Genomic DNA, 23,605 nt, shown 5'->3' with positions numbered 1-23,605 from the left:
AGAGATGCAGGCCCTCCGCACCGCCGCCTCCGGCATGTCCGCCCAGCAGCTGAACGTCGAGGTCATCTCCAACAACATCGCCAACATGAACACCGTTGGCTACAAGCGCCAGCGGGCCGAGTTCCAGGATCTGCTCTATCAGACTCTGGAGCGGGCGGGCGCGCAGTCCTCCGACCAGGGCACGGTGGTGCCGACCGGCGTGCAGGTGGGCGGCGGGGTCAAGACGGGATCGGTCTACCGCATCACCGAACAAGGCACGATGACGGCCACGGGCAACAAGCTCGACCTGGCCGTCGATGGCCGCGGCTTCTTCCAGGTGCTGATGCCGTCGGGCGAGACGGCCTACACCCGGGCGGGCAACTTCTCGGTCAACGACCAGGGCCAGATCGTCACCGAGGACGGTTACTTGATCGAGCCGGCCGTCACCATTCCCGGGGACGCCACCGACATCTCGATCTCCAAGACCGGCCAGGTGCAGGCGATCCGCGCCGGCGTCACCGCGCCCGAGGTGATCGGCAATATCGAGCTGGCGACCTTCGTCAACGAGGCCGGCCTGATCGCCATCGGCGACAACCTGCTCCTGGAAAGCGCGGCCTCCGGCGCGCCGACCATCGGCCCGCCCGGCGACCAGGGGATCGGCGTGATCAACCAGGGCTATACCGAAGCCTCCAACGTGGACGCGGTGAGCGAGATCACCGCCCTGATCGTCGCCCAACGCGCCTACGAGATGAACTCCAAGGTGATCTCGTCGGCCGACGAGATGCTGCGCACCGCCTCCAACATCCGGTCGTGACCATGAAGCGCCTGCTGATCTTGGCCGCCGCCGCAGCCCTTCTCGCCCACCCCGCGCTGGCGGGCCAGGCGGTGACCCTGAAGGCCGAAACGATCGATCACGACGGGATCGTGACCCTGGGCGACCTGTTCGACGGCGCCGGCGCTGCGGGCAAGACGCCGCTGGCGGCGCGCCCCGGCGCCAGCGTCATCCTGGACGCCGCGGCTGTCCAGGCCGCCGCCCGCCGCGCCGGCCTCGACTGGGCCAACGCCGAGGGCCTGCGCAAGATCGTGGTGCGCGGCGCGGCGTCGATGGGTTCGGCCGCACCGGCCTCCGCCGTCGCTGCGCGCGGCAATGTGGAGGTCCTGACCTACGCCCGCAGCCTCTCCGCCGGCGAGGTGGTGCGGCCGGAAGACCTGATCTGGGCCAGGGCCGCCGCCGCGCCCAACGACGCGCCGCGCGACGCGGACGCCGTGATCGGCCTGGCCGCCCGCCGGCCCCTGCGCGCCGGCGCCGCGGTTTCGTCCCGCGACGTCTCCGCCCCCGCCGTCATCAAGACGGGCGACATGGTGACCGTGGTCTATCGGGACGGCGGCATCTCGCTCTCGTTGCAGGCCAAGGCCCTCGGCGGCGCCGGGATCGGCGAGACGCTCTCGGTCCAGAACCTCAGCTCCAAGAAGACGCTGCAGGCCGTCGCCACCGGCCCAGGAGAAGCCGCCGTCGGACCCGCCGCCGAGGCTCTCAAGGCCGCCGCCCGCCAACAGTACGCCCTCCGCTAGGAACCCGACCATGCGTTTGCCCGTCCTCGCCCTCATCGCCCTCGCCCCGCTCGCCGCCTGCTCCACCGTCAAGGAAGCGGTGAAGGGACCGGAGCTGGCGCCCGTCGGCTATCCCGCCGCCCTGGTGCCGCGCGAGCAGCCGATCCTGGCCTCCGCGCGCGAGCCGGTCCCGCAACCCGCTTCGGCCAATTCGCTCTGGCGCACCGGCGCGCGGGCCTTCTTCATCGACCAGCGGGCGAGCCGGGTCGGCGACATCCTGACGGTGCAGATCGACATCAACGACAGCGCCCAGACCTCCAACGCCAGCCGCAGCGCCCGCTCCTCGGAGATGAGCGCCGGCGTGCCGAACTTCCTGGGACTGGAATCCAGCCTGGGCCGCTTCTTCCCCGGCGGGTTCGACCCGGCCAACGCCATCAACACCACCTCGGAAAGCTCCAGCAACGGCTCGGGCTCGGTGACCCGTTCGGAGAAGATCTCGCTGACCATCGCCGCGGTGGTGACCGCCGTCCTGCCCAACGGCAACATGATGATCCAGGGCACGCAGGAGGTGCGCACCAACGCCGAACTGCGACAGCTGACCGTCGCCGGCATCGTGCGCCCCGAGGACATCACCTCGGCCAACACCATCAGGCATACGCAGATCGCCGAGGCGCGCATAAGCTATGGCGGACGCGGCGACATCAGCCGGGTGCAGAAGACGCCGGCCGGCCAGTCGCTGGTGGAGCGCTTCCAGCCGTTCTGACCGCCCGGCGCGGATCGTTTCGGCGGGCGCCGGCGTTCTCCCTTCGAAGGGAGCGTCGATATGCGCCGCCGTACGGCCGCCGGACTGGGAATTTCCTGCCTACTCGCCGCCTGCGCCCACCAGGGAACGCCGCCGATGGCCGGCATGGGCTGGTCGCTGCACCACTCGGAGGGCGAAGGCGCCAAGCTCGCCTATGGTCAGCCGAACAGCGACAACGTCCTCGTCATGATGGTGTGCGAGCCGGGGTCCGGCGCCGTGCGCGTCTCGATGACGGCGGCGGAGGGCGCAAACCCCACCTTGGCGCTTCGGGCCGGCGGACGCACCAGCGCGCTTTCCGGCGAGACCGCCCCCGCGATGGGGCTCGGCGCGGTTCTGATCGAGGCGGACACCCGGGCGACCGACCCGGCGCTCTCCGCCTTCGCTCGTACCGGCGAGTTGACCTTGGTCCAGGCAGGCCGCAGCACCGTGCTGCCGACCCGCCGCGAAGAGCGGACAAGCGTACGGACCTTCCTCTCCGAATGCGCCGCAGCCTAGATGCAGCCGTACCGAGCCGCTAGCTTGGCGGCATGAAACGCTTCGCCCCCCTCGTCCTCGCCGCCCTCGCCTCTGCGACCGCCGCTCAGGCCCAGGCGCCCCGCACCTGGATGGTAGAGACGCCCCGGGACGGCGACGCCTGGCTGCGTTACGGCACCCCCGAAACGGACGACCAACCCCTGGCCATGAGCTGCGTGCGCAAGTCCGGGCAGGTGGGCGTCATGGCCTCGGTCGACCGGCCGCTGGCCGAGCGGATGACGAACGCCGGCGTTTGGGTCGACAAGGCGGGCGTTCCCGCGCCCTGGCCTGTGAGCGTCACCGTGGCGTCGGGCGCGACCTCGGTCACCCTGCGGGGCAAGGCCCATCCGGATGAGGTGACCAGCGGCACCCTGGTGATGTCGGAATTCTCCACCCGCGCGCCGGTGACCGATGCTTTCCGAAAGAGCGGCTTGGTGGAGGTCCAGGCGCTGAGCGGGTCCGTACGGCCGCCGCCGGCGCCGAAGGGCATGGTCCGGCGGTTTCTGGGCGCCTGCAAATAACGGAGCTTTAAGCCCGCCGGCCCGCAGCCGATACGTTGTCCGCCCCAAGCGCCGCCAGCGCGCCGCGGACGATGCCTTCGGCGTCCAGCCCCGCCTCGGCGTACTGGCGCTCGGGCTTGTCGTGTTCCTGGAAGACATCGGGCAGGCAGAGCGTGCGGATCTTCAGGCCGCGGTCGAGCGCCCCGTGGACGGCCAGCGCCTGGAGCACGAAGGCGCCGAAGCCGCCCATCGCCCCCTCCTCCACCGTGACCAGCGCCTCATGCTCGCGGGCGAGCCGCAGGATCAGGTCGATGTCCAGGGGCTTGGCGAAGCGCGCGTCGACGACGGTGGCCGAAAGCCCCCGCGCAGCCAGCAGGTCGGCGGCCTTCAGGCTCTCGGCCAGGCGAGCGCCGAACGAAACGATGGCCACGGCCGAGCCTTCGCGCAGGATGCGGCCCTTGCCGATCTCCAACGGCTCGGCGATCTCCGGAATCGGAACGCCCATGCCTTCCCCGCGAGGGTAGCGGAAGGCGGAGGGTCGGTCGTCGATGGCCGCGGCGGTGGCCACCATCCGCGCCAGCTCCGCCTCGTCGGCGGCGGCCATCAGCACCATGCCGGGCAAGGCGCCCATGAAGCCGATATCGAAGGAGCCGGCGTGGGTGGAGCCGTCCGCGCCAACGAGTCCCGCCCGGTCCATGGCGAAGCGCACGGGCAGGCCCTGGATCGCGACGTCGTGGACCACCTGGTCGTAGCCGCGCTGCAGGAAGGTGGAATAGATGGTGCAGAACGGCTTCATACCGTCGGCGGCGAGGCCGGCGGCGAAGGTCACCGCATGCTGCTCGGCGATGCCGACGTCGAAGGTGCGGTCGGGGAAGCGCTGACCGAAAATGTCGAGCCCCGTGCCGGAGGGCATGGCCGCCGTGATGGCGACGATCTTCGGGTCCTTCTCGGCTTCCCGGACAAGGGCGTCGGCGAAGACGCGAGTATAGGTCGGGGCTGCGGCCTGAGCCTTGGCCTGCTTGCCGGTGACCACGTCGAACTTCGCCACGGCGTGCAGCTTGTCGGCGGCGCTCTCCGCCGGAGCGTAGCCCTTGCCTTTCTGGGTCACGACATGGACCAGGACCGGCTTGTCCTTGATCTCGCGGGCGTTCTTCAGGATCGGGACCAGGGCGTCGAGGTCATGCCCGTCGATCGGACCGACATAATAGAAGCCCAGCTCCTCGAAGAAGGTGCCGCCGGTGACCATGCCGCGGGCGTATTCCTCGGCCTTGCGGGCGGCCTCCTGCAGCGGGCGCGGCAGCACCTTGGCCACCGACTTGCCCAGGTGGCGCAGGGACTGGTAGCCGCCGCCCGAGACGAGGCGGGCCATATAGGCGCTCATCCCGCCCACGGGCGGGGCGATCGACATATCGTTGTCGTTGAGGATGACGGTCAGTTGGCCGGTGCTCTCGGCGGCGTTGTTCATGGCCTCGTAGGCCATGCCCGCGCTCATCGAGCCGTCGCCGATCACCGCGACCACGCTGTTGGCCCGACCCGCACGGTCGCGGGCGACGCAGAAGCCAAGCGCCGCTGAGATCGAGGTGGCCGCATGGGCGGCGCCGAAGGGGTCGTATTCGCTCTCGGACCGCTTGGTGAAGCCCGAAAGGCCGCCGCCCTGGCGCAGGGTGCGGATCCGGTCGCGCCGGCCGGTGAGGATCTTATGCGGATAGGCCTGATGGCCGACGTCCCAGATCAGGATGTCGTCCGGCGTCTCGTAGACGTGATGCAGGGCGACAGTCAGCTCCACCACCCCCAGGCCCGCCCCGAAGTGGCCTCCGGTCTGGGAGACCACGTCGATCATTTCCGCCCGAAGTTCGCCGGCCAACTGCCGAAGCTGGGCGGAGTCCAAGCCCCGGATGTCGGCAGGCGTGGAGACGGTGTCGAGGAGAGGCGTCAAAGGGGGCATGCTGAGGCTTGGGCCGCCGTTCTTCTTGGACTCTAGTTTCGGCGCTCTAGCACGAAATCGACGCTCGCCCGCAGGAATTCGGCCCGCGGGCCGAATGGATCGAGGTGCGACTTGGCCTGCTGGGCGATCAGGCCGAGCCGCTCGCGCGCCGCGGCAGCCCCCAGCAGGGTGACATAATTGGCCTTGCCGCGAGCGGCGTCCTTGCCGGCCGCCTTGCCCAGAACCGCGCTTTCCCCCTCGGCGTCCAGGAGGTCGTCGACGATCTGATAGGCGAGACCGAGGTCCTGGGCGAAGGCCATCAGGGCGTGCCGCTCGGCCTCGCCCGCATGGGCCATGATGAGCGGCAGCTCGAACGCCGCGGCGATCAGGGCGCCGGTCTTCAGCCGCTGCATGCGCGCCACGGCGCCCAGGTCGTCGCGCACGCCGATCATGTCGATCATCTGGCCGCCGCACATGCCCTTGGCGCCAGCGGCCTGGGCCAGGCGCAGCACCATCTCGGCCCGCACCGTCCCGTCCTTGTGAGTGTCTGGATGGGCCAGGATTTCGAAGGCGACGGTCTGCAAGGCGTCGCCGGCCAGCACGGCGGTGGCCTCGTCATAGGCCTTGTGCACGGTGGGCCGTCCCCGGCGCATGTCGTCGTCGTCCATGCACGGCAGGTCGTCGTGGATCAGGCTGTAGGCCTGGATGCACTCCAGCGCGCAGGCCGCCCGCAGCACAGGCCGGTCGTCGAGGTCGAACATCCGGCCGGTCTCGATGGCGAAGAAGGTGCGCAGCCGTTTGCCGGGCCCCAGGGCGGCGTAGCGCATGGCCTCGGTCAGCCGCGATTCCGGCCCCTCGGCCCTGGGTAGGAGTTCGTCCAGGGCGACGGTCACCAGGTCGGCGGCCTCGGCTATGCGCCTTTCCAGGGCCACGTCAGTTGAACTCGGCCGGCTCGGCCGCGGGCGCGCCGCCGGCGCCCACCACGATCTTCTCCACGCGCAGGCGCGCAGCCTCCAGGCGGGCCTCGCAATGGGCCTTCAGGCGGGCGCCGCGCTCGTACAGGTCGATCGACTGCTCCAGCGGCGCCTGGCCGGACTCCAGTTGGGCGACGATGCGTTCCAGTTCGGCGAGCGCCTGCTCGAAGGAGAGGGCGTCGATGTCGGCGGGCTCGGCCATGACGGGGATCCTTCGGATTCTTGGCCCGCGAACCTAGAGAGCGCGAACGCCCGCGGCAACGGGCGAGCCGCCTCAGCGGCGTTCAAATCGCCGGGTCGACCAGTACTTCCAGCCCTGGTTGGCCGCCAGCCGCCAGCCGCGCCGGCGCAGGGACCGGCCGACCATGTAGTTGAAGAACCCGTGGGCCAGCACCACCACGTCCTGACCGGAGGCCGCCAGGCCTTCGAGCATGGCGGCGGCCTGGTCGGCGCGGGCCTCGGCCTCCCGCCGCGTCTCCTGCCCTTCGTGATGGTCGAAGAACCACCACCAGATCCGGGCCACGAAGCCCCAGACCTTGGGCGACATGCGCACGAAGTCGGGCCAGTTCGGCGGCGGCAGGGGCGCCTCGACGAAGATCGCCTCGCGCTGGAACTCCCGCCCGCGGGACAGCGCGATGACGCTCTCGATGGAGCGGTTGCGGACCGACGAGATCACCACACCGGCTTCGGCGATCTGCTTCATCAGGGCCGCAGGCGGCGTCTGGCCTGGTCGCAGGCCGAGCTCTTCGTACTTGGCCCAGAACTCGCGATAGCCTCCGGCCGTCAGCATCACCTTGCGGGAAATGGCAGGCTCGCCGTGACGGGCGAGCACGATGGCGCCGGGGCGGACGGCGGGCAGGTTTTCTGGAGCGGAGCTCAAAGCATCGGCCATGTCTTAAGAAGGCGCGTTCGCCGCATCCGCGGCCGGCGGCCCTTGCCCTCACCCCTCCGATAGGGCCCGAACGTGCGCGAGCGCCGAGCGGCCCAGAGCCTCAAGGTCGTAGCCGCCCTCGAGCGAGGACACAACCCGCCCGGCCGCGCTTCGGTTCGCAACCGAGGCGATAGCCCGCGTCGCCCAGGCGAAATCCTCGGCCTCCAGGTTCTGGCCCGAACCGCCGATGGGATCGCGGGCGTGGGCGTCGAAGCCGGCCGAGACCAGGATCAGGTCTGGCGCAAAGGCGTCGACATGGCTCATCAGGCCCTCGAATTCCTTGCGCCAGACTTCGCGCGCGGCGCCCGGCGGCACCACGGCGTTCCTGATATTGTCGGCCGTCGGCTCGGAGGGGTGACCGGTGCCCGGCCACATCGGCCACTGCTGGACCGAAGCGAAGAACAGCCCCTCCCGGCCGGCGAAGGCCGCCTGGGTGCCGTTGCCGTGGTGGACGTCGAAATCCACCACCGCGATGCGGGCCAGGCCCGCCGCCTGGGCCGCGCGGGCGGCCACGGCGACGTTGGAGAAGATGCAGAAGCCCATGGGCAGGTGCGGCTCGGCATGGTGCCCCGGCGGGCGCACGGCGCAGAAGGCCCGCTCCGCCCGGCCTGCGGCGACGTCGCGGACCGCCTCCACCGCCGCACCGGCGGCTCGGCGCGCGGCTTCCAGGCTGCCCGGCGACATCAGGGTGTCTTCATCGAGCATCAGGCGGCCGGCCTTGGGCGCGGCCTCGAAGATCGCCTCCACATAGGGCCCGTGGTGCACCTGCAGGAGGTCGGCGGTCTCCACCAGCGGGGCTTCGCGCCGTTCGAGATCGAGGCCGGAGGCGTCGTCCAGGGAGGCCAGCACCGAGGCCAGGCGCTCCGGCCGCTCCGGGTGGCCTTCGCCCGGCCGATGGTCGAGCATGGCCGGATGGGTGTAGAGGGCGATCGTCATCTTGCTCCCATCCTAGACCTGAATCGACCCGATGCACGAACCCGCCATTCGCCGCGCCCGCCCGGAGGACGCCGCGGCCCTGGCCGAGATCGGCGCCCGCACCTTCGCCGAGACCTTCGCCCATCTCTATCCGCCCGAGGATCTGGAAGCCTTCCTCGCCGAGGCCTACGGCTTGGAACGCACGCGGCAGGACCTCGCGGACCCGGCCAGGGCGGCCTGGCTGGTGGAGGCGGACGGCGCAGCGATCGGCCACGCTCTGGCCGGCCCCTGCGACCTGCCGCATGCGGAGGTGGGGCCCGACAGCCGCGAACTGAAGCGGTTCTACCTGCTCAAGGACTGGCAGGGCGGCGGCCTGGGCGGGCGGCTGTTCGCCGAGGTCATGGCCTGGCTGGAGCGCGACGGACCCGCCGACGTCTGGATCGGAGTATGGTCGGAGAACCATGGCGCGCAGCGGTTCTACGCCCGCCATGGATTCGCCAAGGTCGGCGAGTACGGCTTCCGGGTCGGCGCGACCGTCGACCACGAATTCATCCTGCGGCGCCGCGCGGAGAGATTTTCTGCGTGATTGGTCGTCTCTGTCAGAATCCCTGCACAAAAACCCCACAGCAACGTCATTCGCGCACGATTATTGCGGAGATTTAACGCGCGAGACTTTGACGCAGCGCCGCGGTTTTGCGACTTTCCCCCCGGTCATCGCCAAGCTGATCGAGCGACGGGTGGGAATGCTGAGGATCGGTTACGTACGGTTGCGCGACGCGCGCTCCGCCGAGGATACTGCGGCCCTGAAGGCTCTGGGATGCCATGTGGTCCGCGCCGAGGAGCCGGCCGCGCCGGGCGGCGAGGAATCGGCCGTGCTGATGTCGATCCTCGACTTCATCGGCGAGGGCGACCAGCTGGTGGTGATGCGCCTGAACCACCTCGCCTCCAGCGGACGCGGCCTGCTGGACAGCCTGGACCGGCTGGAGACGCGCGGCGCCAGCCTGTTCGTCGCCGAGGCGGAGATCGGCAGCCAGGGCGAGGGCGGCCGGGCCCTGCGCGCCGCGCTCGAAGCCGTCGCCGCCGGCGAGCCGCCGTGGATCGGCCGCCGCCGTCGCGGCGCCCCCGCCGACGACATCCGCGCCCTGCAGGCCGCGGGCCTTGGACCCGTGGAGATCGCGCGCCGCCTGGGCGTGTCGCGGATGACGGTGTGGCGTAAGCTGAAAGCCGTGCAGGCCTGAGGCCTTGACCGTCGCAATGTTATAAAATAACGCTCTCGCACCCGGCTTTGTTCGGGGGTTTCGGCGAGGCCTGCGTGAAAACCCCACCCCCCTCCGTGCTGGACGCTTCGGCGATCAGCCTCTCGGGCCTTTGCCTCGTTCACTGCCTGGCCTTGCCCCTGGTCGCGGCGCTCTCCCCCGCCCTCGCGGCCTGGGCGCAGGTCGAATGGGCGCATGCGGTCCTTGTCGGGATCGCCGCCCCGCTCTCGGCCCTGGCGCTGCGGCGCCGGGGCCGGAATGCGGGGGTCGCCCTGCCTGCTGCGGCGGGCCTCCTCCTGCTCGCGCTCGGCGCGCTGCGTTGGCCAGACCATAGGCTGGAGGTTCCCCTCACCGTCGCCGGCAGCCTGGCCCTGGCCGGCGCGCACCTCGTCAACTGGCGCGCCCGCCACGCCGACCGCGAAGGCTTGAGCGCGTTCTGATCGCTAAATCGGCTGGGCGTCGTAGATTCGATAGAAGATCCCGCTCTCGTCGTGGCCGAGGAGCTGCAGCGTTCCTTCGACGGTCTTGACGTCGTAGCTGAAGGTCACCCCCCGCGCAGTCTTCACCTCGATGAACTGCATCGGCGCGGGATTCAGGTGGAAGGGGCAGTCCGGCGGATAGGCCAGCAGCACGAAGTGGGTCTGCGTCTTGCCGTTCTGCAGCGGCATCATATAGCCGCTGACCTTCACCCTCTTGCCTTCCAGCGCCTTCACCGCAGGCGGGAAGACCGGCTTGGAATAGATGAAGCCTTTGGCGTCCTGGCGCGTGATCTCCTGGGTGGACTCCAGCAGCGACCAGGCCACGCCCCCCGGCGGGGTGGCGGCCGGCTTCCAGACGCTCTCGGTCGGGGCGGCGGGCCTGGGGCCCTGCTGGGCCAGGCCCGCCGCCGGAGCCGCGGCGAGGGCCAGGACGAGGGCGAGGGACAGGCGAAGGAGCATGGTCTTCCTCCTCAACGGGCGTGGGCGAGAGTGTCGGCGATGTCCACCCGGAACACCTTGAGCGCCGGGATCAGGGCGGCGAGCACGCCGAGCGTCAGGGCGGCCGCCACGATCCAGGCCTCGGCCGGCTCGAAGCGCGCGGCGCTGAGCCCCAGGTCGCGAAGCTGGCCGAAGGACCGCGCGGCTATCGCCACGGCCGCATGGCCGAGGGCCAGACCAATAGCCGCGCCGGCGGCCGACAGCAGCAGCCCCTCGAGGATCACCTGGCCGAAGATGGCCTTGGGCCGGGCGCCCATCACCCGCAGCATGGCCATGTCGGCCTCCCGCTGACGCAGGGCGGTGTAGAGCGCGACGAAGATGGAGAGCGCGCCGGTCAGCATCAACAGGCCGGCGAAGGCGCGGACGGCCTCGAGGCCGACACCGACCAGACTCAGGAGCCGGGTGATCTCCACGGCGGGGGCGGCGGCCTGCAGGGCCGTCTGCCTGTTGATGAAGTTGGGCAGGCGCACGGCCGCGAGCGGCGAGCGGTACTTGACGAGGAGCGCGGTGACCTCCGGCTCGCCGCCGTGGACGGCCGTGCTGGCGTTCGGCGCCGCGGCCGCTTCCTCGTGGCGATGGTCGTGCTCGTGTTCGTCCCCGTCGGCGTGGTGCGCTGCATCCTCGCCGTGCGCGACTCCATGGACGTCCCAGACGCTCTCCACGGAGGTGAGGATCAGGCGGTCGATCACCGTGCCGGTGGGCTCCAGCACGCCCACCGTCACGAAGGGGTGCTCGTCGTGGCCCGACCCGCCCTCCGCGGCCAAGCCGTGGGAGCCGACGAACTTCTGGCCGACCTTGGCGCCGGTGCGTGCGGCGACCTCGGAGCCCAGCACCGCCTCGAAAGGCGCGCCCCAGCGCCGCCCTTCCGCCAGGCGGCCGCCATGATGGGCGATGTAGCTCGGCTCGGTTCCGACGATGCGAAAGCCGCGGAAGCTGTCGCCCAGGGCCAGAGGGATCACCTCCCCCACCGTCGGATCCTGACGCAGCATCTCCACCGTCTCCAGCGGGATGTTCCCGGTCGGAACGTCCACATGATAGATGGCCGAGAGGATCAGCTGCAGGGGCGAGCCCTTGGCCCCCACCACCAGATCGACGCCGCGGGCGTCTCGCTCGAACCGCTGGCCGAGCTGGGCCGATAAGAGGGCGAGTACGGTCATGGTGGCGACCGCCAGCGCCAGCAGGCCGATGTTCAGCGCCGTATGCAGCGCCCGGTCGCGCAGATAGGCGATCGACAGCCCGGCGAGGGTCACGCGGCCGCCATCAGGGGCTGGAGTTCGAGCGTCCTGCCGAAGCGGCCCTTGATCCGGCTGTCATGGGTGGCGATCAGAAGGGTCGCGCCCGTGGCCTCGGCGCTGTCGAGCAGAAGATCGACCATGGCCTGAGCGTTGGCGTCGTCGAGGGCGGAGGTCGGCTCGTCGGCCACCACCAGGGCGGGACGGGCGCACAAGGCCCGGGCGATAGCCGCGCGCTGACCCTCGCCCTGGCTGAGCTGTCGTGGGAGGGCGTTGGCGCGGTGGGCGAGCCCGACGCGGCCGATGAGCCGCTCGATCTGCGCTGCATCCACACGGCCCAGCGCCAGTCTCTGGGCGAGCGCCAGATTCTCGCGCACGGTCAGGGCGGAGACCAACCGCAAGGTCTGGAAGACGAGGCCGATCGTCCGCCGGCGCAGATCGTCGCGCTCGGCCGGCGAAAGCCTCGCGATGGGGCGGCCGTCGACCAGCACCTCGCCGCCGGTGGGCGTGACGAGGCCGGTGAGGATGTTGATCAGCGTCGTCTTCCCGCTGCCCGACGGTCCCAGCAGCAGCGCATGCTCTCCGCGCTGGATCTGGAACGCCGGCAGGTCGAGGATCGTGCGCTCACCGATACGATGGATCAGCCCGCGTACGTCGATCAGCATCGAGACCTGCCTGTGTCGTCTGTACGGCGGCGGGACCCGCCGCCGGATTTTCCGCCTTGATCGCGAAGCGAGCCAGGAAGGCCTGCCGCGCGTTGTCCATCGCTTCTTCCCGCGCGCGTTCGGCCTCGAGTTCGGCCTTCCGGATGGCCTCGTCCGAGAGCTCCCCGTCGCGGAAGCTCGCATAGGCCCAGGCCGAGCCGTAGAAGTCGCCGTGCATGTCGCAGGCCTGGGCCGACGGAGCCGCCAGGCTGGTCAGGGCCGCAAGGCCGATCGTCGCGCGCAGAAGGGTCATGACCGCTCTCCCTTCTGAAACATTATAACGTTGCCGACCGGCCGACTAGGGCCGACCGCCATCGCGGCGTGGATTCGGCCGCGGCGCCGTCTTCCGCGGCGCAGGCTGGGCTGCGGCGCCCTCCATCTGGGCATGGATACGGCCCGGCCTCCTTCGCCGCACTGGACATGGGCGGCCTCCAGCCCCATCCTTCGGGATCAAACATCTGTTCGTCCCCCTATTCGGGAAGCCCGACCATGTTCATGCGTTTCTTCACCGAGCTGCGCGAGGCCAAGGTGCCCGTCACCTTGAAGGAGTACCTCATGCTCATGGAGGCGCTCGACAAGTCGGTGATCGACCGCTCGGTGGACGACTTCTACTATCTCTCCCGCTCGGCCCTGGTGAAGGACGAGAAGAACCTGGACAAGTTCGACCAGGTGTTCGGCCACGTCTTCAAGGGCCTGGAGAAGGTCGAAGGGATCGGAACGGCCGACATTCCGGCCGAATGGCTGAAGAAGATCTCCGAGAAGTTCCTGACCGAGGAAGAGAAGGCGCAGATCGAGGCCATGGGCGGCTTCGACAAGCTCATGGAGGCGCTGGCCGAGCGCCTGAAGGAGCAGAAGGAGCGCCACGAGGGCGGCAACAAGATGATCGGCACCGGCGGCACCTCGCCGTTCGGAGCCAACGGCTATCACCCCGAAGGCATCCGCATCGGCCAGGACAAGGGCCGTCATGGCAAGGCGATCAAGGTCTGGGACAAGCGCGAGTACAAGAACCTCGACGATTCCGTCGAGCTCGGCACCCGCAACATCAAGGTCGCCCTGCGCCGGCTGCGCAAATGGGTTCGCGAAGGCGCCCCCGACGAGCTGGACATGCCCGGGACGATCCGCGGAACCGCGGAGAAGGGTTATCTGGACATCCACATGCGTCCCGAGCGACGCAACAAGATCAGTGTACTGATCTTCTTCGACGTCGGCGGCTCGATGGACAGCCACATCAAGGTCTGTGAGGAGCTGTTCTCCGCCGCCCGGTCGGAATTCAAGAACATGGAGTTCTACTACTTCCACAACTGCCTCTATGAGAGCGTGTGGAAGGACAACCGCCGGCGTCACACCGAAAAGATCCCGACCTGGGACGTGCTGCACAAGTTCTCCAGCGACTACAAGGTGATCTTCGTGGGCGACGCCACCATGAGCCCCTATGAGATCACCTATCCGGGCGGCTCGGTGGAGCACTGGAACGAGGAGGCGGGCGCCATCTGGATGGACCGGGTCGCCCAGATCTACGAGCACATGGTCTGGCTGAACCCCACCGCCGAGCGGCACTGGGACTACACGCCCTCCATCGAGGTGATGAAGCAGCTGGTGGGCGACCGCATGTTCCCGCTGACGCTCGAAGGACTGGACAAGGCCATGCGGGAGCTGGCGCGCTAAGCGCCGCAGTTCCGGTCGGCCGCGCAACTGCTAAAGTGGTGCGAAGACTGAAGGATTCGCCCGTGACCGACCCCGTCGCCGCCCAAGACACAGAAGCCGGCTGCGAGGCTGCGACCAAGGCCGCCGTGTTCGCCGCCGCCGAGCGGCTGTTCGCCCTGCACGGGTTCCAGAACGTCTCGGTGCGCGACATCACCGCCGAGGCCGGCGTGAACCTGGCCAGCGTCAACTACCACTTCGGATCCAAGGACGCTCTGCTGTTCGAGATCTTCCGCCGGCGCACGGCGGAGCTGAACCGAGAGCGGGCGCGGATGCTGCACGAGGCCAACGACCGCCACCAGGGGGCCCCGCCGGTGCGGGACATCCTGGAGGCCCTGTTCACCCCGCCCCTCCGCTGGGCCTCGCCCGAGAACGACCGCCGGGTCTCGATCCAGTTCATCATCCGCTCGCGCTCCGAAGGCACCGAGGAGATGCGCGAGGCGCTGAAGAACGACGTCAGCCATCTGGCCCGCTTCGCCGACGCCCTGATCAAGGCCTGCCCCGATCTGCCGCGCGAGACCGTCTACTGGCGACTGCACTTCTGCCTGGGCATGGTCCACAATAACCGCTTCGCTGAGTTCGACCGGCTGCACGTGCTCTCCGACGGCGCAACCCGCGAAGGCGACGTGGACGGCCTGCTCAAGCGGATGCTGGATTTCGCCGAGGCCGGCTTCCTGGCCTGACCGGCGTGGGCGCGCCCTCCTTCCTGGCGAAGGTCTGCGCCTTCAAGTTCTTAGACGGCTTCCTCATCATCTACCCGCTCTATGCGGTGATGTTCGTCGACCATGGCCTGACGCCCTGGCAGGTCTCTGCGACCCTGATCGCCTGGTCCACCACCGCCTTCGCCCTGCAGATCCCGGCCGGCCTCCTCGCCGACCGATGGCCCCGGCGCTGGCTGCTGGCCGGCGCCCAGCTCGTGCGGGCGGCGGGCTTCCTGGTCTGGCTCCTGGTCCCCGGCTTTCCAGGTTTCCTGCTAGGCCTCACCCTGTGGGGCGTAAAGAGCGCCCTCACCAACGGCACGTTCGAAGCCCTGGTCTATGACGAGTTGGCCGAGGCGGGGCGGCCGGAGGACTACGCCCGGGTGATCGGCCGCGCCCAGGGTCTGGGGTTCGCCGCCATCCTGCTGGCCTCCGGCGCGGCGGCACTGGCGGCGCGGTTCGGCTATACGCCCGCCCTGATCGGCAGCATCGCCGCAGGCCTCGCCGGCGCGGCGGCGGCCTTGGCGCTGCCCCGCGCCCGACGCGCAACAACCCTCGGCCGCGGGGATTATTTCGGCCACCTGCGGCGCGGCTTCGCCTATGTCGTCGCCCACCCGGCGATCCCCGGCGTCATGGCCGTCCTGGCGCTCAGCCAGGCCTTCGGGGGCGGCCTGGAAGGGTTCTGGCCGGTCTTCGGCCGCGAGGTGGGCCTGGCCAACACCGAAGTGGCGATCTTCGCTGCGGCCATCGGAGCCTCGCAAGCCGCTGGGGCGGCCCTGGCGCACCGGCTGATCCGCGCCCGGCAAGCGGTCTTTTCAGGCCTGTTCCTGCTGACCGGCGCGGCGCTCGGCGCGGCGGCGGGGCTCTTCCAGGCCTGGACGGTCGCCCTGGTCTGCCTGGTCGCCGCGGCCTTCAAGGTGATCGACGTCAATTTCGACGCCCGGCTGCATCACGCCATTCCCAGCGAAAGCCGCGCCACCCTCGCGGCCGTGCGGAACTTCGGCGGGCTCACCACCATGACCCTGGTGCTGCTCGCCTTCGGGCCGCTGGCCGACGCCACCTCCTACCGCTCAGCCTTTCTGGCGGCCGCCGGCGCCTTGGCGGCGATCGGGGCCACGCGCCTCGTCCTGGTCCGGCGTTAGGCTGCGAGGCTCCAGGCGAACTTCAGGTCCTCCACAAACCCCTCGAAGGCCTGCGCCTTGGCCGCCGCATCGGGGACCCGCAACAGATAGGAGGGGTGGAAGGTCACCACCCCTTGCGCCTGATCGGGCAGTTGGAAGGCCTGGCCGCGGTTCCTGTTGATCGGCGTCGCCTTGCCGAAAACCGCCAGGGCGGCGGTCGCGCCGAGCGCCACGATCACCCGCGGCCGGACGATCCGCCGCTCCGCATCCAGCCACCAGCGGCAGGCCTGGACCTCGCCCGTGTCCGGGGTCTTGTGGATCCGCCGCTTGCCGCGCGGCTCGTGCTTGAAGTGCTTCACCGCATTGGTGACGAAGGTTTCGCCGCGCGGAACGCCGGCCGCCTCCAGCCCCCGGTCCAGCACTCCGCCGGCGGGGCCCACGAATGGACGGCCGGCCAGATCCTCCTTGTCGCCCGGCTGCTCGCCCACCAGCATCAGCGGGGCGTGGAGCGCCCCCTCGCCCGGCACGCCTTGGGTGGCGTCGCGCCAGAGGTCGCAACGGCGGCAGACGTCGACCCCGGCCGCCACCGCTTCCAGGGAGTTCGGCGGCGCATCGACGAGGCCCTGCCTGTCCATCGCGATCTTTCCCACCGACCGGAACCGGCCGGGCCGCGGGGCGGTTCCGAGTCCGTCATGACCCGCCTGTCGATCCGTCACGAGACCCGCTACGACTATGAGCGGCCGGTCGAGTTCGGCCCGCACCGCCTGCTGGTGCGCCCGCGGGACAGCCATGCGATCCGCATCGTCCAGGCCTCCCTCACCTTCTCGCCGCCGGGCGAGACGCGGTGGATCTATGACGCGCTCGGAAACTGCGTCTGCATCCTCTCGCCGCAAGGGTCCTCAGACAGCCTCAGCATCGTCAGTGAACTGACCATCGAGCGCTATCCGGCGCCGCTGTCGCCCCTGCGGGTAGAAGACCCGCACACCGCCGTTCCCATCGTCTACGAGAAGAGCGACCGGGCGGTGCTGGCGCCGTTCATCGAGCCGATCTCGGAGGATCCCGACGGCGTGCTGCTGGCCTGGCTTCGGGACGAAGCGGGCCGGACCGACGAACCGGTTCTGGACTTCCTGCTCCGGTTCAACAGCAAGATCCACGACGCCTTCGACTACAATCCGCGGGTGGAGGAAGGGACACAGGATCCGGCCCTCACCGTCGCAACCGGCTGCGGGACCTGCCGCGATTTCGCCTGGCTGATGGTCGAGGGCCTTCGGCGCCTGGGCTACGCAGCGCGCTTCGTCACCGGCTACCTCCACTCGCCGGCCGCAGGGGCCGTCCGCGGCGCCGGAGCGACGCATGCCTGGTGCGAGGTCTTCCTGCCCGACCTCGGCTGGACGGAATTCGATCCCACCAACGGCCTGGCGGAGTCCGCCGACCTGATCCCAGTGGCCGTCAGCCGCACGCCCGAGGAGGCTTCGCCCATCAGCGGCGCGATCCTGGGCGACCCCGGTCATGTGAGGCTCAGCGTGCACGTCGACGTGCGGCCGGCCGATCCCCTGGCGGCGGCCGCATGACGAACGAGAAGACAAGGGCGGGAGGAAGCGCCATGACCCACGGGTTCCAGCAGCAGGACCCCTCCGCGGGGTTCTCCATCCCGAAGGCCTGCCCCAAGCCGCAGCACGGCCGGAAGGCCGACAAGGCCGCAACCAAGCTCTCCGAGCGCCGCTCCTTCCAACCGCGGCCAGGGCATTAGGCGTTTCAGCCGGGCTCAGCGGGCGCCAGGGCGCCCGCATAGGCGCCGATGCGATGCTCGCCGCGCCAGAGCTCGGCGCCGTACGGCGTGCGGTGGCGCGAGGCGCGTTCGGCCGCCTCGACGTCCGAGGCGCAGGCCCATTCTTCGACATGGGCCGGCTCGCCGCCGGAACCCAGGATCACCAGACGATAGTCCATCGGTGCGATCTCCCTACGCTGCCTTACGCTTTCGAGGACTCCCGAACCTCGCGAAGGGTTCCCGCGTGCTTTGCGCTGGCGCGCGGCGGGGACTCTGCTAGACCGAGATCATTGAATTAAACCCATTAGGGAGCGCCTGCGCGGCATAGGTTCGGCCCGTGCGGGCGGCGCAGGTTGGACGCAAGATTTGAAGAAGAAGGCCAGGCGGAATCCGCGCCCGGCGCCCAAGCCCCAGAACCGACGCTGGCGGAAAAGGAAGCCGCTTACGAAAGGTTCGTCTGGGACAATCTGAAACGCAATTACGCCGGGCACTATCTGCACGGCATGCTGGGCATGACCGGCTTTCGCCTGATCAACGCCCCTACCTTCCTACCGGCCTATCTGCACCTGCTGTCGGGATCCAATACTGTCGTCGGCCTCGGCCTGGCCCTGCAACAGCTGGGCGGGGTGATCAGTCCCATCGTCGGCGCCAATCAGATCGAGCACCGGGCGAAGGTGATGCCGGCGGCCCTCTGGATGGGCGGCCTGGCGCGGTTGCAGATCATCGGCATGGCCCTGGCCGGCTGGTTCCTGGCGGGCCAGAGCCGGATCGTCGCCATTCTCGGCTTCATGTTCCTGTTCGGCCTGTTCATGGGCGCCCAGCGGGTAGTGTTCTCCATGCTGCTGGCCAAGGTGATCCCGATCAGCCGGCGCGGGCGGCTTCAGGCCTGGCGCAACGCCACAGGCGGGGTGATCGCCGCAGGCCTGGCCTATCTGGCCGGGCGCTACTTCATCGACGCCAACCTGTTCGGCAACGGCTATTCGACCACCTTCCTGTTCGCCTTCGTCCTCACCAGCCTCGGGCTGACGGCGCTGCGGCTCCTGATGATCGAGCCCGATCCGCCGACCCGGCGGGCGCAGTCGCGGCTGCGCGACCGGTTCAAGGACTTCCCCGGCCTGGTGGCCGACCGGGACTTCCTGTTCTTCATGGTGGTGCAGATGCTGGCCATCGCCGGGCGGATGGCGGTGCCGTTCTACATCATCTTCGCCGCCTCGACGATCGAGCTGACCGGCGCCAACCTCGGCCTGCTTTCGCTCGCCTTCCTGGGCGCCGATACGGTTTCGAACCTGCTCTGGGGTTATATGGGCGATCGCACGGGTTTCCGGCTCATCATGCTGATCTCGCTGATCATCTGGATCGCCTCGACCGTGCTGTTGGTCAACGCACACGATCTCCTTCTGATCGCCGCCGCCTTCGCGGGTCTCGGGGCCTCCCAGTCCGGCTACATGATGAGCGCAGGCACGATGATCCTGGAGTTCGGGCACCGCGACGAGATGCCGATGCGCATCGCCTTCTCCGCCACGGCCGAGGGGATCATGGCGGCGGCCGGGCCGCTGGCGGGCGGCCTGATTTCGGCCAGCCTGGGCTACGGCTGGCTGTTCTCGCTCTCGGTCGCCTTCCTGCTGGCCGCCCTGACGGTGCTGATCGCGCTTGTGAAGGAGCCGCGGACCAAGGGGCGCTAGACGCGGGACGACGGCGTGCTAGACGAAAACCCGTGAAGCCCGAAACCTCCGAAAAGCCCGAGCGAGAGGCCGAGGTCGTCGACCTGCGGCGCCACCGCAAGGCAGCCGAAGCCCGAGCCGCCGAAGCCAAGGCCGCAGCCCAGCGCGCGGCGCGCGCCCGCGCCGCGGCCAGCCGGCAGGGCATATTGGGCGGCCGGCGGCATGCGGGCCTGATCCTGCTGGCCGTCGCGCTCGGCCTTCTGGCGCTTTTCGTCCTGCCGCGGCTTCTCTGAACGTCACAAACGACCGCATCGGACCGTCCTTGCAGCGTCGCCCGTTTCGGCGTCGCCTTGCCGTGGAGTTCCGCATGACCGCCCGCCTCAACCCCTACGCCGCCGCGCCCGAAGTCATCAAGGCCATGCTCGGCCTGGAGGAGGCTGTGGCCTCGTCGGGGCTGGAGCACAGCCTGATCGAGCTGGTGAAGACCCGGGCCTCGCAGATCAACGGCTGCGCCTTCTGCCTTCACATGCACACCCAGGACGCCCGCCGCGCCGGCGAGAGCGAGGAGCGCCTGCACCTGCTGGCCGCCTGGCGGGAATCCTCGCTATACACGCCGCGCGAGCGCGCGGCGCTGGCCTGGACCGAGGCGCTGACCCTGGTCGCCCAGACCGGCGCGCCGGACGCCGATTACGAGGCGATGCGCGAGGCGTTCGACGAGGCCGAGGCCGTGAAGCTGACCATGCTGATCGGCGCCATCAACGTCTGGAACCGCCTGGCCGTCGGCTTCCGCTCGCAGCACCCGAAGGCCTGGTCGGCAGCCAAGGCGGCGGCTTAACTTTAGCGGACTGACCGGCCGCCCAGGGCAAAGCCAATCGAAGCAAATCGGCGATGTGTCCGAAACCTACCGCGCCATCTGCGGGCGATGTCCGGGATCGATACGTCGCCGAACGCTTCGGAGCATGCAATTATCGCGGCCTGTTGGCGCCATACGCGCCCGAGTCTCGAACAGACGCTTATGACCCGTCCGATTCCTCACGCGATGGACGCAACAGCGAGAGCCTGGCAGGGCACGGCGCGGCTGCTTCCTTACCGAGGCGGCGCAATTGCGCTGCTGGCCGCGTTCGCGGCGCAGTTTTTTGCCTTCGCCTCGGGGTGGGACCTTGCCCTGCTCGTCACCATCGGAATGCCCCTGGCCTATGTGTGGCTCGTTTGGGCATTCATGCGCCGCGCAACTTCCGTCGGGAGCCTATTGGGCGCCGTGGCGTGGCCGATATTGCTGATACTGATCATGGGACTGAACTGGGCCCTGGTGTCGTCTCTTCACACCTGGTGGTCCGGCGACGCTCGAATTCAAAACCAAGGCTCACTTGGAGCAATCTATGGCCTTTTCTACCAGGTCGTCGCTCCAATCGTCTGTCTTGTCTTCTGCATAGGCATGTTGGCTAGCCGCAGATCCGGCAGATGATCGACACAGTCGCCTAGTGTTGATCGCCGCCTTCGCGGTCATCAACGAGAAAATCGAGATCGAAATTCCAACCGAGCCGGCCCTAGGCCGCCAGCCTCTCCGCCGCCGCGGCGGCGATGCGGGCCTTGGCGATTTCGTTGGCGACCTCGTGGGTGGGGCGGTTCTCGGCCGCGGCGCGGTCGAGGACCTCCTCCAGGGTCTGGGTCAAGCGGGCGAGCTTGGCCTCCACCCAGGCCGGGTCAAAGGCCTCGTCCCGTTCCAGCGCCCGGATCTCGCCGGCCACATTGATGATGCCGCCGCCGTTGATGACATAGTCGGGAGCGTAGAGAACGCCGCGGTCGAAGAGCTGGCGGCCGGCCTCGGCGTCGGCCAGCTGGTTGTTGGCGCCGCCGGCGATCACCTTGGCGGTGATCCGCGAAAGCGTCGTGGCGTTGACCGCGCCGCCCAGGGCGCAGGGGGCGAAGACGTCGGCCTCCACGTCGAAGATGGCGCCGGGCGAGACCACCTGGGCGCCGGTGCGGCGGGCGACCTCGGCCACGGCCTGTTCGTTCACGTCGGCGATGACGAGCCTGGCGCCGGCGGCGTGCAGTTTCTCGGCGAGATAGGCCCCGACATGGCCGACGCCCTGGATGGCGACGGTGACGCCGGCGAGGTCGCGGCCGAGCGCCCGGGCGACGCACAGCTTCACACCACGGAACACCCCCTCGGCCGTCACCGGCGAGGGATCGCCCGAGGCGGCGGCGTGGCCCTCAAGCCCCGCCACGAAGCGGGTCTGCTTGCGGGCGTGGGTGAGGTCGGCCGGCGAGACGCCGACGTCCTCGGCGGTCCAATAGCGGCCGCCCAGGGTCTCGACCGCCCGGCCGAAGGCCTCGAACAGGGCCGGCGTCTTGTCCTTGCGGCTGTCGCCGATGATCACCGCCTTGCCGCCGCCAAGATCGAGGTCGGCCATGGCGTTCTTGTAGGACATGGCCCGCGAGAGCCGCAGGGCGTCCTCCAGCGCCAGTTCGGCCGAAGCATAGGGCCACATGCGGCAGCCCCCCGCCGCCGGTCCCCGGGCCGTGGAATGCACGGCGACAATGCACTTGAGGCCGCTTCTTTCGTCGAAGAAGGAATGGACGCCTTCGTGCGCCTCAAAAGCCGAGGAATCGAACAAGGTCATGCCGCAATCATCGCCCTTGACTGGAAACTTGCGCCCCTGGCTCTACGCCCCTGGGCCCTCGATCACAACCCCGCGCGCCGGTCGACGTCCATCTCGGCGGCGCGCGGCGCGTTGGCCGGCGTCGGCGCGCCGGGGATCGGCGGCGCGCCGGAAGGCAGGGGCTTTCTGGGATCGAGCACGAAGCTCAGCACGTCGGCCCAGACCACCGGCCCTTGCAGGTCGCGCGTCAGAAGATGCCAGCCGTTTTCGTAATAGGCCGAGCGGTCGGTGGGTTTCAGCCGCGCGGCCGCCTGCTGCGTCGGCGTCTCCGGAATGATCTGGTCGTTGGCGCCGTAGAGGTAGAGAACCGGCACGGAAACGCCGTCGATCTCGCGCCAGCCGCGCTCCATCAGCCCGACCAGGCCGTAGAGGGCGTCGGAGCGCGCGCCCCAGACCATCAGCGGGTCACGGCCCATGGCGATCAGCTCTTCCCGGTTGTCGGTGGGAGACACGCGCCGGGTCAGCCACCGGGGCGGCGTATAGATCTTCGATCCCGTGAAGTTGGCCGCGAACCAGAGCATCGTCCGGTAGGGCAAGGGCTGGTTCGACCAGCCCCAGACCGCCGGGGCCAGCAGCACCAGGCGATCGGCCGGGGGCGGACGGTCGGAAGCGAAGGCGGCGATGGCCACCGCCCCGCCCATGCTCTCGCCCAGCACGACCACGGGCGCTTCCGGATGGCGGTTGCGGACCACCGCGGTGAGGATCCTCAGATCCTCGATCATCAGCTCGCCGCCCCAGAGCCCGCGGTTGGGCGAGCGGCCGAAGCCGCGCTGGTCGTAGGCGTAGGTGGTCACCCCCCGGCTCGCCCACCAGGGCGCGGCCAGATGGAATGCGTTGGCGTAGTCGTTCATGCCGTGGGCGGCGACAATCACCGCCTTGGGCTCGCCCTCGGCCTCCCAGCGGGTGAGGCCGAGCCTCGCCCCGTCGAAGGAGATGAAGGCGTCGCCCTCGATCCGCGGGCCCTGGAAGCCGATTGGCGGCGCGCCGGCCTGCTGCACCTGCAATGGGGTGCAGGCGCCCAGCATGAAAACGGCGGCGAGGACGGCGAGCAGTCTCACGGCGACAGGATTTCCAAAACCCTTCGGCGAAGATAGGGCGTAACTTCCGACTCGAACCACGGGTTGCGTTTCAGCCAGCCGGTGTTGCGCCAGGAGGGATGCGGCAGAGGCAAGACGGCGGGCGCGTGGTCGCGCCAGGCGCGCACGGTTTCTGTCATTCCTCTCCGTGCGACGGAACCCAGCGCCCAAGCCTGGGCGTGGCTTCCCACCAGCAAGGTCAGTTCGACCTTCGGCAGGGCGGCCAGCAGGCGGGGCCGCCACAGAGCCGCGCACCGCGGCGGCGGGGGATAATCGCCGCCCCTGGGGTTCGTGCCGGGAAAACAGAAGGCCATGGCGGCCACACCGATCTCCGGCCGGCCATAGAAGACGTCGGCGTCGACGCCCATCCAGTCGCGCAGCCGATCCCCCGAGGCGTCGGTGAACGGCAGTCCGCTTTCGTGCACGCGGCGGCCGGGCGCCTGGCCGCAGATGAGGAGGCGGGTCTCAGGACGCACCATGACCACCGGCCGCGGCTCGTGCGGCAGTTCGCCCGCGCAGGCGCGGCAGGCGGCGATCTCGGCGAGAAGGGCGGAGAGCTCCATGGGCGGGATATAGGCGAATCAGTCGCCCAAATGACCAAGATCAATTCGCGCAGGACCCACACGAATTAGCAGAGGCTGGGGTTGCGTGTGTGGGCG

At 69.5% G+C, this 23,605-nt stretch carries 31 protein-coding genes; 17 read left to right on the top strand and 14 right to left on the bottom strand.

Going from position 1 to position 23,605, the window contains the following annotated elements; translation table 11 throughout:
* Positions 1-4 precede the first annotated feature (4 nt).
* Genes flgG through ACK41C_RS09930 form a run of 5 tightly spaced genes read left to right on the top strand, consistent with a single transcriptional unit; the run spans position 5 to position 3,366 of the window.
* Positions 5-793 (top strand): flagellar basal-body rod protein FlgG, encoded by a 789-nt coding sequence (flgG, locus tag ACK41C_RS09950; RefSeq protein ID WP_409653294.1) that lies wholly within the window; start codon positions 5-7, stop codon positions 791-793.
* Between the two features lie 2 nt (positions 794-795).
* Positions 796-1,551: a flagellar basal body P-ring formation chaperone FlgA gene (gene flgA / locus ACK41C_RS09945; RefSeq protein WP_409653981.1), complete on the top strand. Its 756-nt coding sequence runs from the start codon at positions 796-798 to the stop codon at positions 1,549-1,551.
* Positions 1,552-1,561: 10 nt separating this feature from the next.
* On the top strand, positions 1,562-2,293 hold the full coding sequence (gene flgH / locus ACK41C_RS09940; RefSeq protein ID WP_409653293.1) for a flagellar basal body L-ring protein FlgH: 732 nt from the start codon (positions 1,562-1,564) through the stop codon (positions 2,291-2,293).
* Between the two features lie 60 nt (positions 2,294-2,353).
* Positions 2,354-2,827, top strand: a complete 474-nt coding sequence (locus ACK41C_RS09935; RefSeq protein ID WP_409653292.1) for a hypothetical protein — start codon at positions 2,354-2,356, stop codon at positions 2,825-2,827.
* Between the two features lie 32 nt (positions 2,828-2,859).
* Positions 2,860-3,366 carry a hypothetical protein gene (locus ACK41C_RS09930; RefSeq protein WP_409653290.1) on the top strand — a complete coding sequence of 169 codons (507 nt, stop codon included), beginning with the start codon at positions 2,860-2,862 and terminating at the stop codon, positions 3,364-3,366.
* Positions 3,367-3,373: 7 nt separating this feature from the next.
* Here ACK41C_RS09930 and dxs read toward each other — a convergent pair whose 3' ends face one another.
* The 5 genes from dxs to ACK41C_RS09905 form a co-directional block, all read right to left on the bottom strand.
* Entirely contained in the window at positions 3,374-5,290 is a 1,917-nt protein-coding gene (dxs, locus tag ACK41C_RS09925) for a 1-deoxy-D-xylulose-5-phosphate synthase (RefSeq protein WP_409653288.1), read from the bottom strand.
* Between the two features lie 32 nt (positions 5,291-5,322).
* Positions 5,323-6,201: a polyprenyl synthetase family protein gene (locus ACK41C_RS09920; RefSeq protein ID WP_409653287.1), complete on the bottom strand. Its 879-nt coding sequence runs from the start codon at positions 6,199-6,201 to the stop codon at positions 5,323-5,325.
* 1 nt (position 6,202) lies between these two features.
* Positions 6,203-6,445, bottom strand: coding sequence for an exodeoxyribonuclease VII small subunit (locus ACK41C_RS09915; protein ID WP_409653284.1), 243 nt, complete (start codon positions 6,443-6,445; stop codon positions 6,203-6,205).
* Between the two features lie 72 nt (positions 6,446-6,517).
* Positions 6,518-7,123: a histidine phosphatase family protein gene (locus ACK41C_RS09910; RefSeq protein ID WP_409653283.1), complete on the bottom strand. Its 606-nt coding sequence runs from the start codon at positions 7,121-7,123 to the stop codon at positions 6,518-6,520.
* A 60-nt stretch (positions 7,124-7,183) separates the two neighbouring features.
* A complete protein-coding gene (locus tag ACK41C_RS09905) occupies positions 7,184-8,110 on the bottom strand; it encodes a histone deacetylase family protein (protein ID WP_409653282.1) in 927 nt (308 codons plus the stop codon).
* 31 nt (positions 8,111-8,141) lie between these two features.
* Here ACK41C_RS09905 and ACK41C_RS09900 point away from each other — a divergent pair, with 31 nt between their 5' ends.
* The 3 genes from ACK41C_RS09900 to ACK41C_RS09890 all read left to right on the top strand — a co-directional run bounded on the left by ACK41C_RS09900 (position 8,142) and on the right by ACK41C_RS09890 (position 9,785).
* Positions 8,142-8,675, top strand: a complete 534-nt coding sequence (locus ACK41C_RS09900) for an N-acetyltransferase family protein (RefSeq protein ID WP_409653280.1) — start codon at positions 8,142-8,144, stop codon at positions 8,673-8,675.
* An 88-nt stretch (positions 8,676-8,763) separates the two neighbouring features.
* Positions 8,764-9,327, top strand: a complete 564-nt coding sequence (locus ACK41C_RS09895; RefSeq protein WP_409653278.1) for a recombinase family protein — start codon at positions 8,764-8,766, stop codon at positions 9,325-9,327.
* 74 nt (positions 9,328-9,401) lie between these two features.
* Positions 9,402-9,785, top strand: a complete 384-nt coding sequence (locus ACK41C_RS09890; RefSeq protein WP_409653276.1) for a MerC domain-containing protein — start codon at positions 9,402-9,404, stop codon at positions 9,783-9,785.
* A gap of 3 nt (positions 9,786-9,788) precedes the next feature.
* Here ACK41C_RS09890 and ACK41C_RS09885 read toward each other — a convergent pair whose 3' ends face one another.
* From ACK41C_RS09885 to ACK41C_RS09870, 4 genes are read right to left on the bottom strand one after another with little or no spacing between them, the layout of a single operon-like run.
* Positions 9,789-10,283, bottom strand: a complete 495-nt coding sequence (locus ACK41C_RS09885; RefSeq protein WP_409653274.1) for a DUF3299 domain-containing protein — start codon at positions 10,281-10,283, stop codon at positions 9,789-9,791.
* A gap of 11 nt (positions 10,284-10,294) precedes the next feature.
* Positions 10,295-11,572 carry an ABC transporter permease gene (locus ACK41C_RS09880; RefSeq protein WP_409653272.1) on the bottom strand — a complete coding sequence of 426 codons (1,278 nt, stop codon included), beginning with the start codon at positions 11,570-11,572 and terminating at the stop codon, positions 10,295-10,297.
* Positions 11,569-12,219 carry an ABC transporter ATP-binding protein gene (locus ACK41C_RS09875; protein WP_409653270.1) on the bottom strand — a complete coding sequence of 217 codons (651 nt, stop codon included), beginning with the start codon at positions 12,217-12,219 and terminating at the stop codon, positions 11,569-11,571. Before ACK41C_RS09875 ends, ACK41C_RS09880 begins: the two co-directional genes overlap by 4 nt.
* On the bottom strand, positions 12,179-12,511 hold the full coding sequence (locus tag ACK41C_RS09870; RefSeq protein ID WP_409653268.1) for a hypothetical protein: 333 nt from the start codon (positions 12,509-12,511) through the stop codon (positions 12,179-12,181). The genes ACK41C_RS09875 and ACK41C_RS09870 overlap by 41 nt, the downstream gene beginning before the upstream one ends.
* A gap of 236 nt (positions 12,512-12,747) precedes the next feature.
* On the opposite strand from ACK41C_RS09870, the gene ACK41C_RS09865 reads away from it, so the two are divergent.
* The 3 genes from ACK41C_RS09865 to ACK41C_RS09855 all read left to right on the top strand — a co-directional run bounded on the left by ACK41C_RS09865 (position 12,748) and on the right by ACK41C_RS09855 (position 15,799).
* Entirely contained in the window at positions 12,748-13,923 is a 1,176-nt protein-coding gene (locus tag ACK41C_RS09865; protein ID WP_409653266.1) for a vWA domain-containing protein, read from the top strand.
* Positions 13,924-13,985: 62 nt separating this feature from the next.
* Positions 13,986-14,642, top strand: a complete 657-nt coding sequence (locus tag ACK41C_RS09860) for a TetR/AcrR family transcriptional regulator (RefSeq protein WP_409653264.1) — start codon at positions 13,986-13,988, stop codon at positions 14,640-14,642.
* A gap of 5 nt (positions 14,643-14,647) precedes the next feature.
* The gene (locus ACK41C_RS09855; protein ID WP_409653262.1) at positions 14,648-15,799 is read left to right on the top strand and encodes an MFS transporter; all 1,152 of its coding nucleotides are present in this window, start codon (positions 14,648-14,650) and stop codon (positions 15,797-15,799) included.
* Here ACK41C_RS09855 and ACK41C_RS09850 read toward each other — a convergent pair.
* Positions 15,796-16,413 (bottom strand): UdgX family uracil-DNA binding protein, encoded by a 618-nt coding sequence (locus tag ACK41C_RS09850; RefSeq protein WP_409653260.1) that lies wholly within the window; start codon positions 16,411-16,413, stop codon positions 15,796-15,798. The two genes, ACK41C_RS09855 and ACK41C_RS09850, sit on opposite strands and share 4 nt — an antisense overlap.
* A 57-nt stretch (positions 16,414-16,470) precedes the next feature.
* Here ACK41C_RS09850 and ACK41C_RS09845 point away from each other — a divergent pair, with 57 nt between their 5' ends.
* Both ACK41C_RS09845 and ACK41C_RS09840 read left to right on the top strand, forming a co-directional pair.
* Positions 16,471-17,349, top strand: coding sequence for a transglutaminase N-terminal domain-containing protein (locus tag ACK41C_RS09845; RefSeq protein WP_409653258.1), 879 nt, complete (start codon positions 16,471-16,473; stop codon positions 17,347-17,349).
* A gap of 32 nt (positions 17,350-17,381) precedes the next feature.
* On the top strand, positions 17,382-17,528 hold the full coding sequence (locus ACK41C_RS09840) for a hypothetical protein (protein WP_409653256.1): 147 nt from the start codon (positions 17,382-17,384) through the stop codon (positions 17,526-17,528).
* Positions 17,529-17,533: 5 nt separating this feature from the next.
* On the opposite strand, the gene ACK41C_RS09835 is transcribed toward ACK41C_RS09840, so the two are convergent.
* Complete coding sequence (locus tag ACK41C_RS09835; protein ID WP_409653254.1) at positions 17,534-17,725, bottom strand: hypothetical protein; 192 nt, start codon at positions 17,723-17,725, stop codon at positions 17,534-17,536.
* Between the two features lie 174 nt (positions 17,726-17,899).
* On the opposite strand from ACK41C_RS09835, the gene ACK41C_RS09830 reads away from it, so the two are divergent.
* The 4 genes from ACK41C_RS09830 to ACK41C_RS09815 all read left to right on the top strand — a co-directional run bounded on the left by ACK41C_RS09830 (position 17,900) and on the right by ACK41C_RS09815 (position 20,672).
* Positions 17,900-19,228: an MFS transporter gene (locus tag ACK41C_RS09830; protein WP_409653252.1), complete on the top strand. Its 1,329-nt coding sequence runs from the start codon at positions 17,900-17,902 to the stop codon at positions 19,226-19,228.
* Positions 19,229-19,260: 32 nt separating this feature from the next.
* Complete coding sequence (locus ACK41C_RS09825; RefSeq protein WP_409653250.1) at positions 19,261-19,500, top strand: hypothetical protein; 240 nt, start codon at positions 19,261-19,263, stop codon at positions 19,498-19,500.
* Positions 19,501-19,574: 74 nt separating this feature from the next.
* Positions 19,575-20,042 (top strand): carboxymuconolactone decarboxylase family protein, encoded by a 468-nt coding sequence (locus ACK41C_RS09820; protein WP_409653248.1) that lies wholly within the window; start codon positions 19,575-19,577, stop codon positions 20,040-20,042.
* A 180-nt stretch (positions 20,043-20,222) separates the two neighbouring features.
* The gene (locus ACK41C_RS09815; RefSeq protein ID WP_409653246.1) at positions 20,223-20,672 is read left to right on the top strand and encodes a hypothetical protein; all 450 of its coding nucleotides are present in this window, start codon (positions 20,223-20,225) and stop codon (positions 20,670-20,672) included.
* An 82-nt stretch (positions 20,673-20,754) separates the two neighbouring features.
* Here ACK41C_RS09815 and ACK41C_RS09810 read toward each other — a convergent pair whose 3' ends face one another.
* From ACK41C_RS09810 to ACK41C_RS09800, 3 genes are all read right to left on the bottom strand, one after another.
* On the bottom strand, positions 20,755-21,831 hold the full coding sequence (locus tag ACK41C_RS09810; RefSeq protein ID WP_409653244.1) for a Glu/Leu/Phe/Val family dehydrogenase: 1,077 nt from the start codon (positions 21,829-21,831) through the stop codon (positions 20,755-20,757).
* Positions 21,832-21,893: 62 nt separating this feature from the next.
* On the bottom strand, positions 21,894-22,928 hold the full coding sequence (locus tag ACK41C_RS09805) for a lysophospholipase (protein ID WP_409653242.1): 1,035 nt from the start codon (positions 22,926-22,928) through the stop codon (positions 21,894-21,896).
* Positions 22,925-23,509, bottom strand: coding sequence for a uracil-DNA glycosylase family protein (locus tag ACK41C_RS09800; protein ID WP_409653240.1), 585 nt, complete (start codon positions 23,507-23,509; stop codon positions 22,925-22,927). Before ACK41C_RS09800 ends, ACK41C_RS09805 begins: the two co-directional genes overlap by 4 nt.
* Positions 23,510-23,605: the final 96 nt, after the last annotated feature.

Origin of the sequence: Phenylobacterium sp. (assembly GCF_046290725.1) — a bacterium.
Taxonomy (GTDB): domain Bacteria; phylum Pseudomonadota; class Alphaproteobacteria; order Caulobacterales; family Caulobacteraceae; genus Phenylobacterium.
This window is presented reverse-complemented; position numbering and strand designations above follow the sequence as displayed.

What these genes read in the sequence shown, in the direction of transcription:
- flgG (WP_409653294.1), top strand. Translation starts at nt 5, where the DNA reads ATGCAGGCCCTCCGCACCGCCGCCTCCGGCATGTCCGCCCAGCAGCTG.
- flgA (WP_409653981.1), top strand. Translation starts at nt 796, where the DNA reads ATGAAGCGCCTGCTGATCTTGGCCGCCGCCGCAGCCCTTCTCGCCCAC.
- flgH (WP_409653293.1), top strand. Translation starts at nt 1,562, where the DNA reads ATGCGTTTGCCCGTCCTCGCCCTCATCGCCCTCGCCCCGCTCGCCGCC.
- ACK41C_RS09935 (WP_409653292.1), top strand. Translation starts at nt 2,354, where the DNA reads ATGCGCCGCCGTACGGCCGCCGGACTGGGAATTTCCTGCCTACTCGCC.
- ACK41C_RS09930 (WP_409653290.1), top strand. Translation starts at nt 2,860, where the DNA reads ATGAAACGCTTCGCCCCCCTCGTCCTCGCCGCCCTCGCCTCTGCGACC.
- dxs (WP_409653288.1), bottom strand. Translation starts at nt 5,290, where the DNA reads ATGCCCCCTTTGACGCCTCTCCTCGACACCGTCTCCACGCCTGCCGAC.
- ACK41C_RS09915 (WP_409653284.1), bottom strand. Translation starts at nt 6,445, where the DNA reads ATGGCCGAGCCCGCCGACATCGACGCCCTCTCCTTCGAGCAGGCGCTC.
- ACK41C_RS09905 (WP_409653282.1), bottom strand. Translation starts at nt 8,110, where the DNA reads ATGACGATCGCCCTCTACACCCATCCGGCCATGCTCGACCATCGGCCG.
- ACK41C_RS09900 (WP_409653280.1), top strand. Translation starts at nt 8,142, where the DNA reads ATGCACGAACCCGCCATTCGCCGCGCCCGCCCGGAGGACGCCGCGGCC.
- ACK41C_RS09885 (WP_409653274.1), bottom strand. Translation starts at nt 10,283, where the DNA reads ATGCTCCTTCGCCTGTCCCTCGCCCTCGTCCTGGCCCTCGCCGCGGCT.
- ACK41C_RS09875 (WP_409653270.1), bottom strand. Translation starts at nt 12,219, where the DNA reads ATGCTGATCGACGTACGCGGGCTGATCCATCGTATCGGTGAGCGCACG.
- ACK41C_RS09870 (WP_409653268.1), bottom strand. Translation starts at nt 12,511, where the DNA reads ATGACCCTTCTGCGCGCGACGATCGGCCTTGCGGCCCTGACCAGCCTG.
- ACK41C_RS09865 (WP_409653266.1), top strand. Translation starts at nt 12,748, where the DNA reads ATGTTCATGCGTTTCTTCACCGAGCTGCGCGAGGCCAAGGTGCCCGTC.
- ACK41C_RS09850 (WP_409653260.1), bottom strand. Translation starts at nt 16,413, where the DNA reads ATGGACAGGCAGGGCCTCGTCGATGCGCCGCCGAACTCCCTGGAAGCG.
- ACK41C_RS09845 (WP_409653258.1), top strand. Translation starts at nt 16,471, where the DNA reads ATGACCCGCCTGTCGATCCGTCACGAGACCCGCTACGACTATGAGCGG.
- ACK41C_RS09840 (WP_409653256.1), top strand. Translation starts at nt 17,382, where the DNA reads ATGACCCACGGGTTCCAGCAGCAGGACCCCTCCGCGGGGTTCTCCATC.
- ACK41C_RS09835 (WP_409653254.1), bottom strand. Translation starts at nt 17,725, where the DNA reads ATGGACTATCGTCTGGTGATCCTGGGTTCCGGCGGCGAGCCGGCCCAT.
- ACK41C_RS09820 (WP_409653248.1), top strand. Translation starts at nt 19,575, where the DNA reads ATGACCGCCCGCCTCAACCCCTACGCCGCCGCGCCCGAAGTCATCAAG.
- ACK41C_RS09815 (WP_409653246.1), top strand. Translation starts at nt 20,223, where the DNA reads ATGACCCGTCCGATTCCTCACGCGATGGACGCAACAGCGAGAGCCTGG.
- ACK41C_RS09810 (WP_409653244.1), bottom strand. Translation starts at nt 21,831, where the DNA reads ATGACCTTGTTCGATTCCTCGGCTTTTGAGGCGCACGAAGGCGTCCAT.
- ACK41C_RS09800 (WP_409653240.1), bottom strand. Translation starts at nt 23,509, where the DNA reads ATGGAGCTCTCCGCCCTTCTCGCCGAGATCGCCGCCTGCCGCGCCTGC.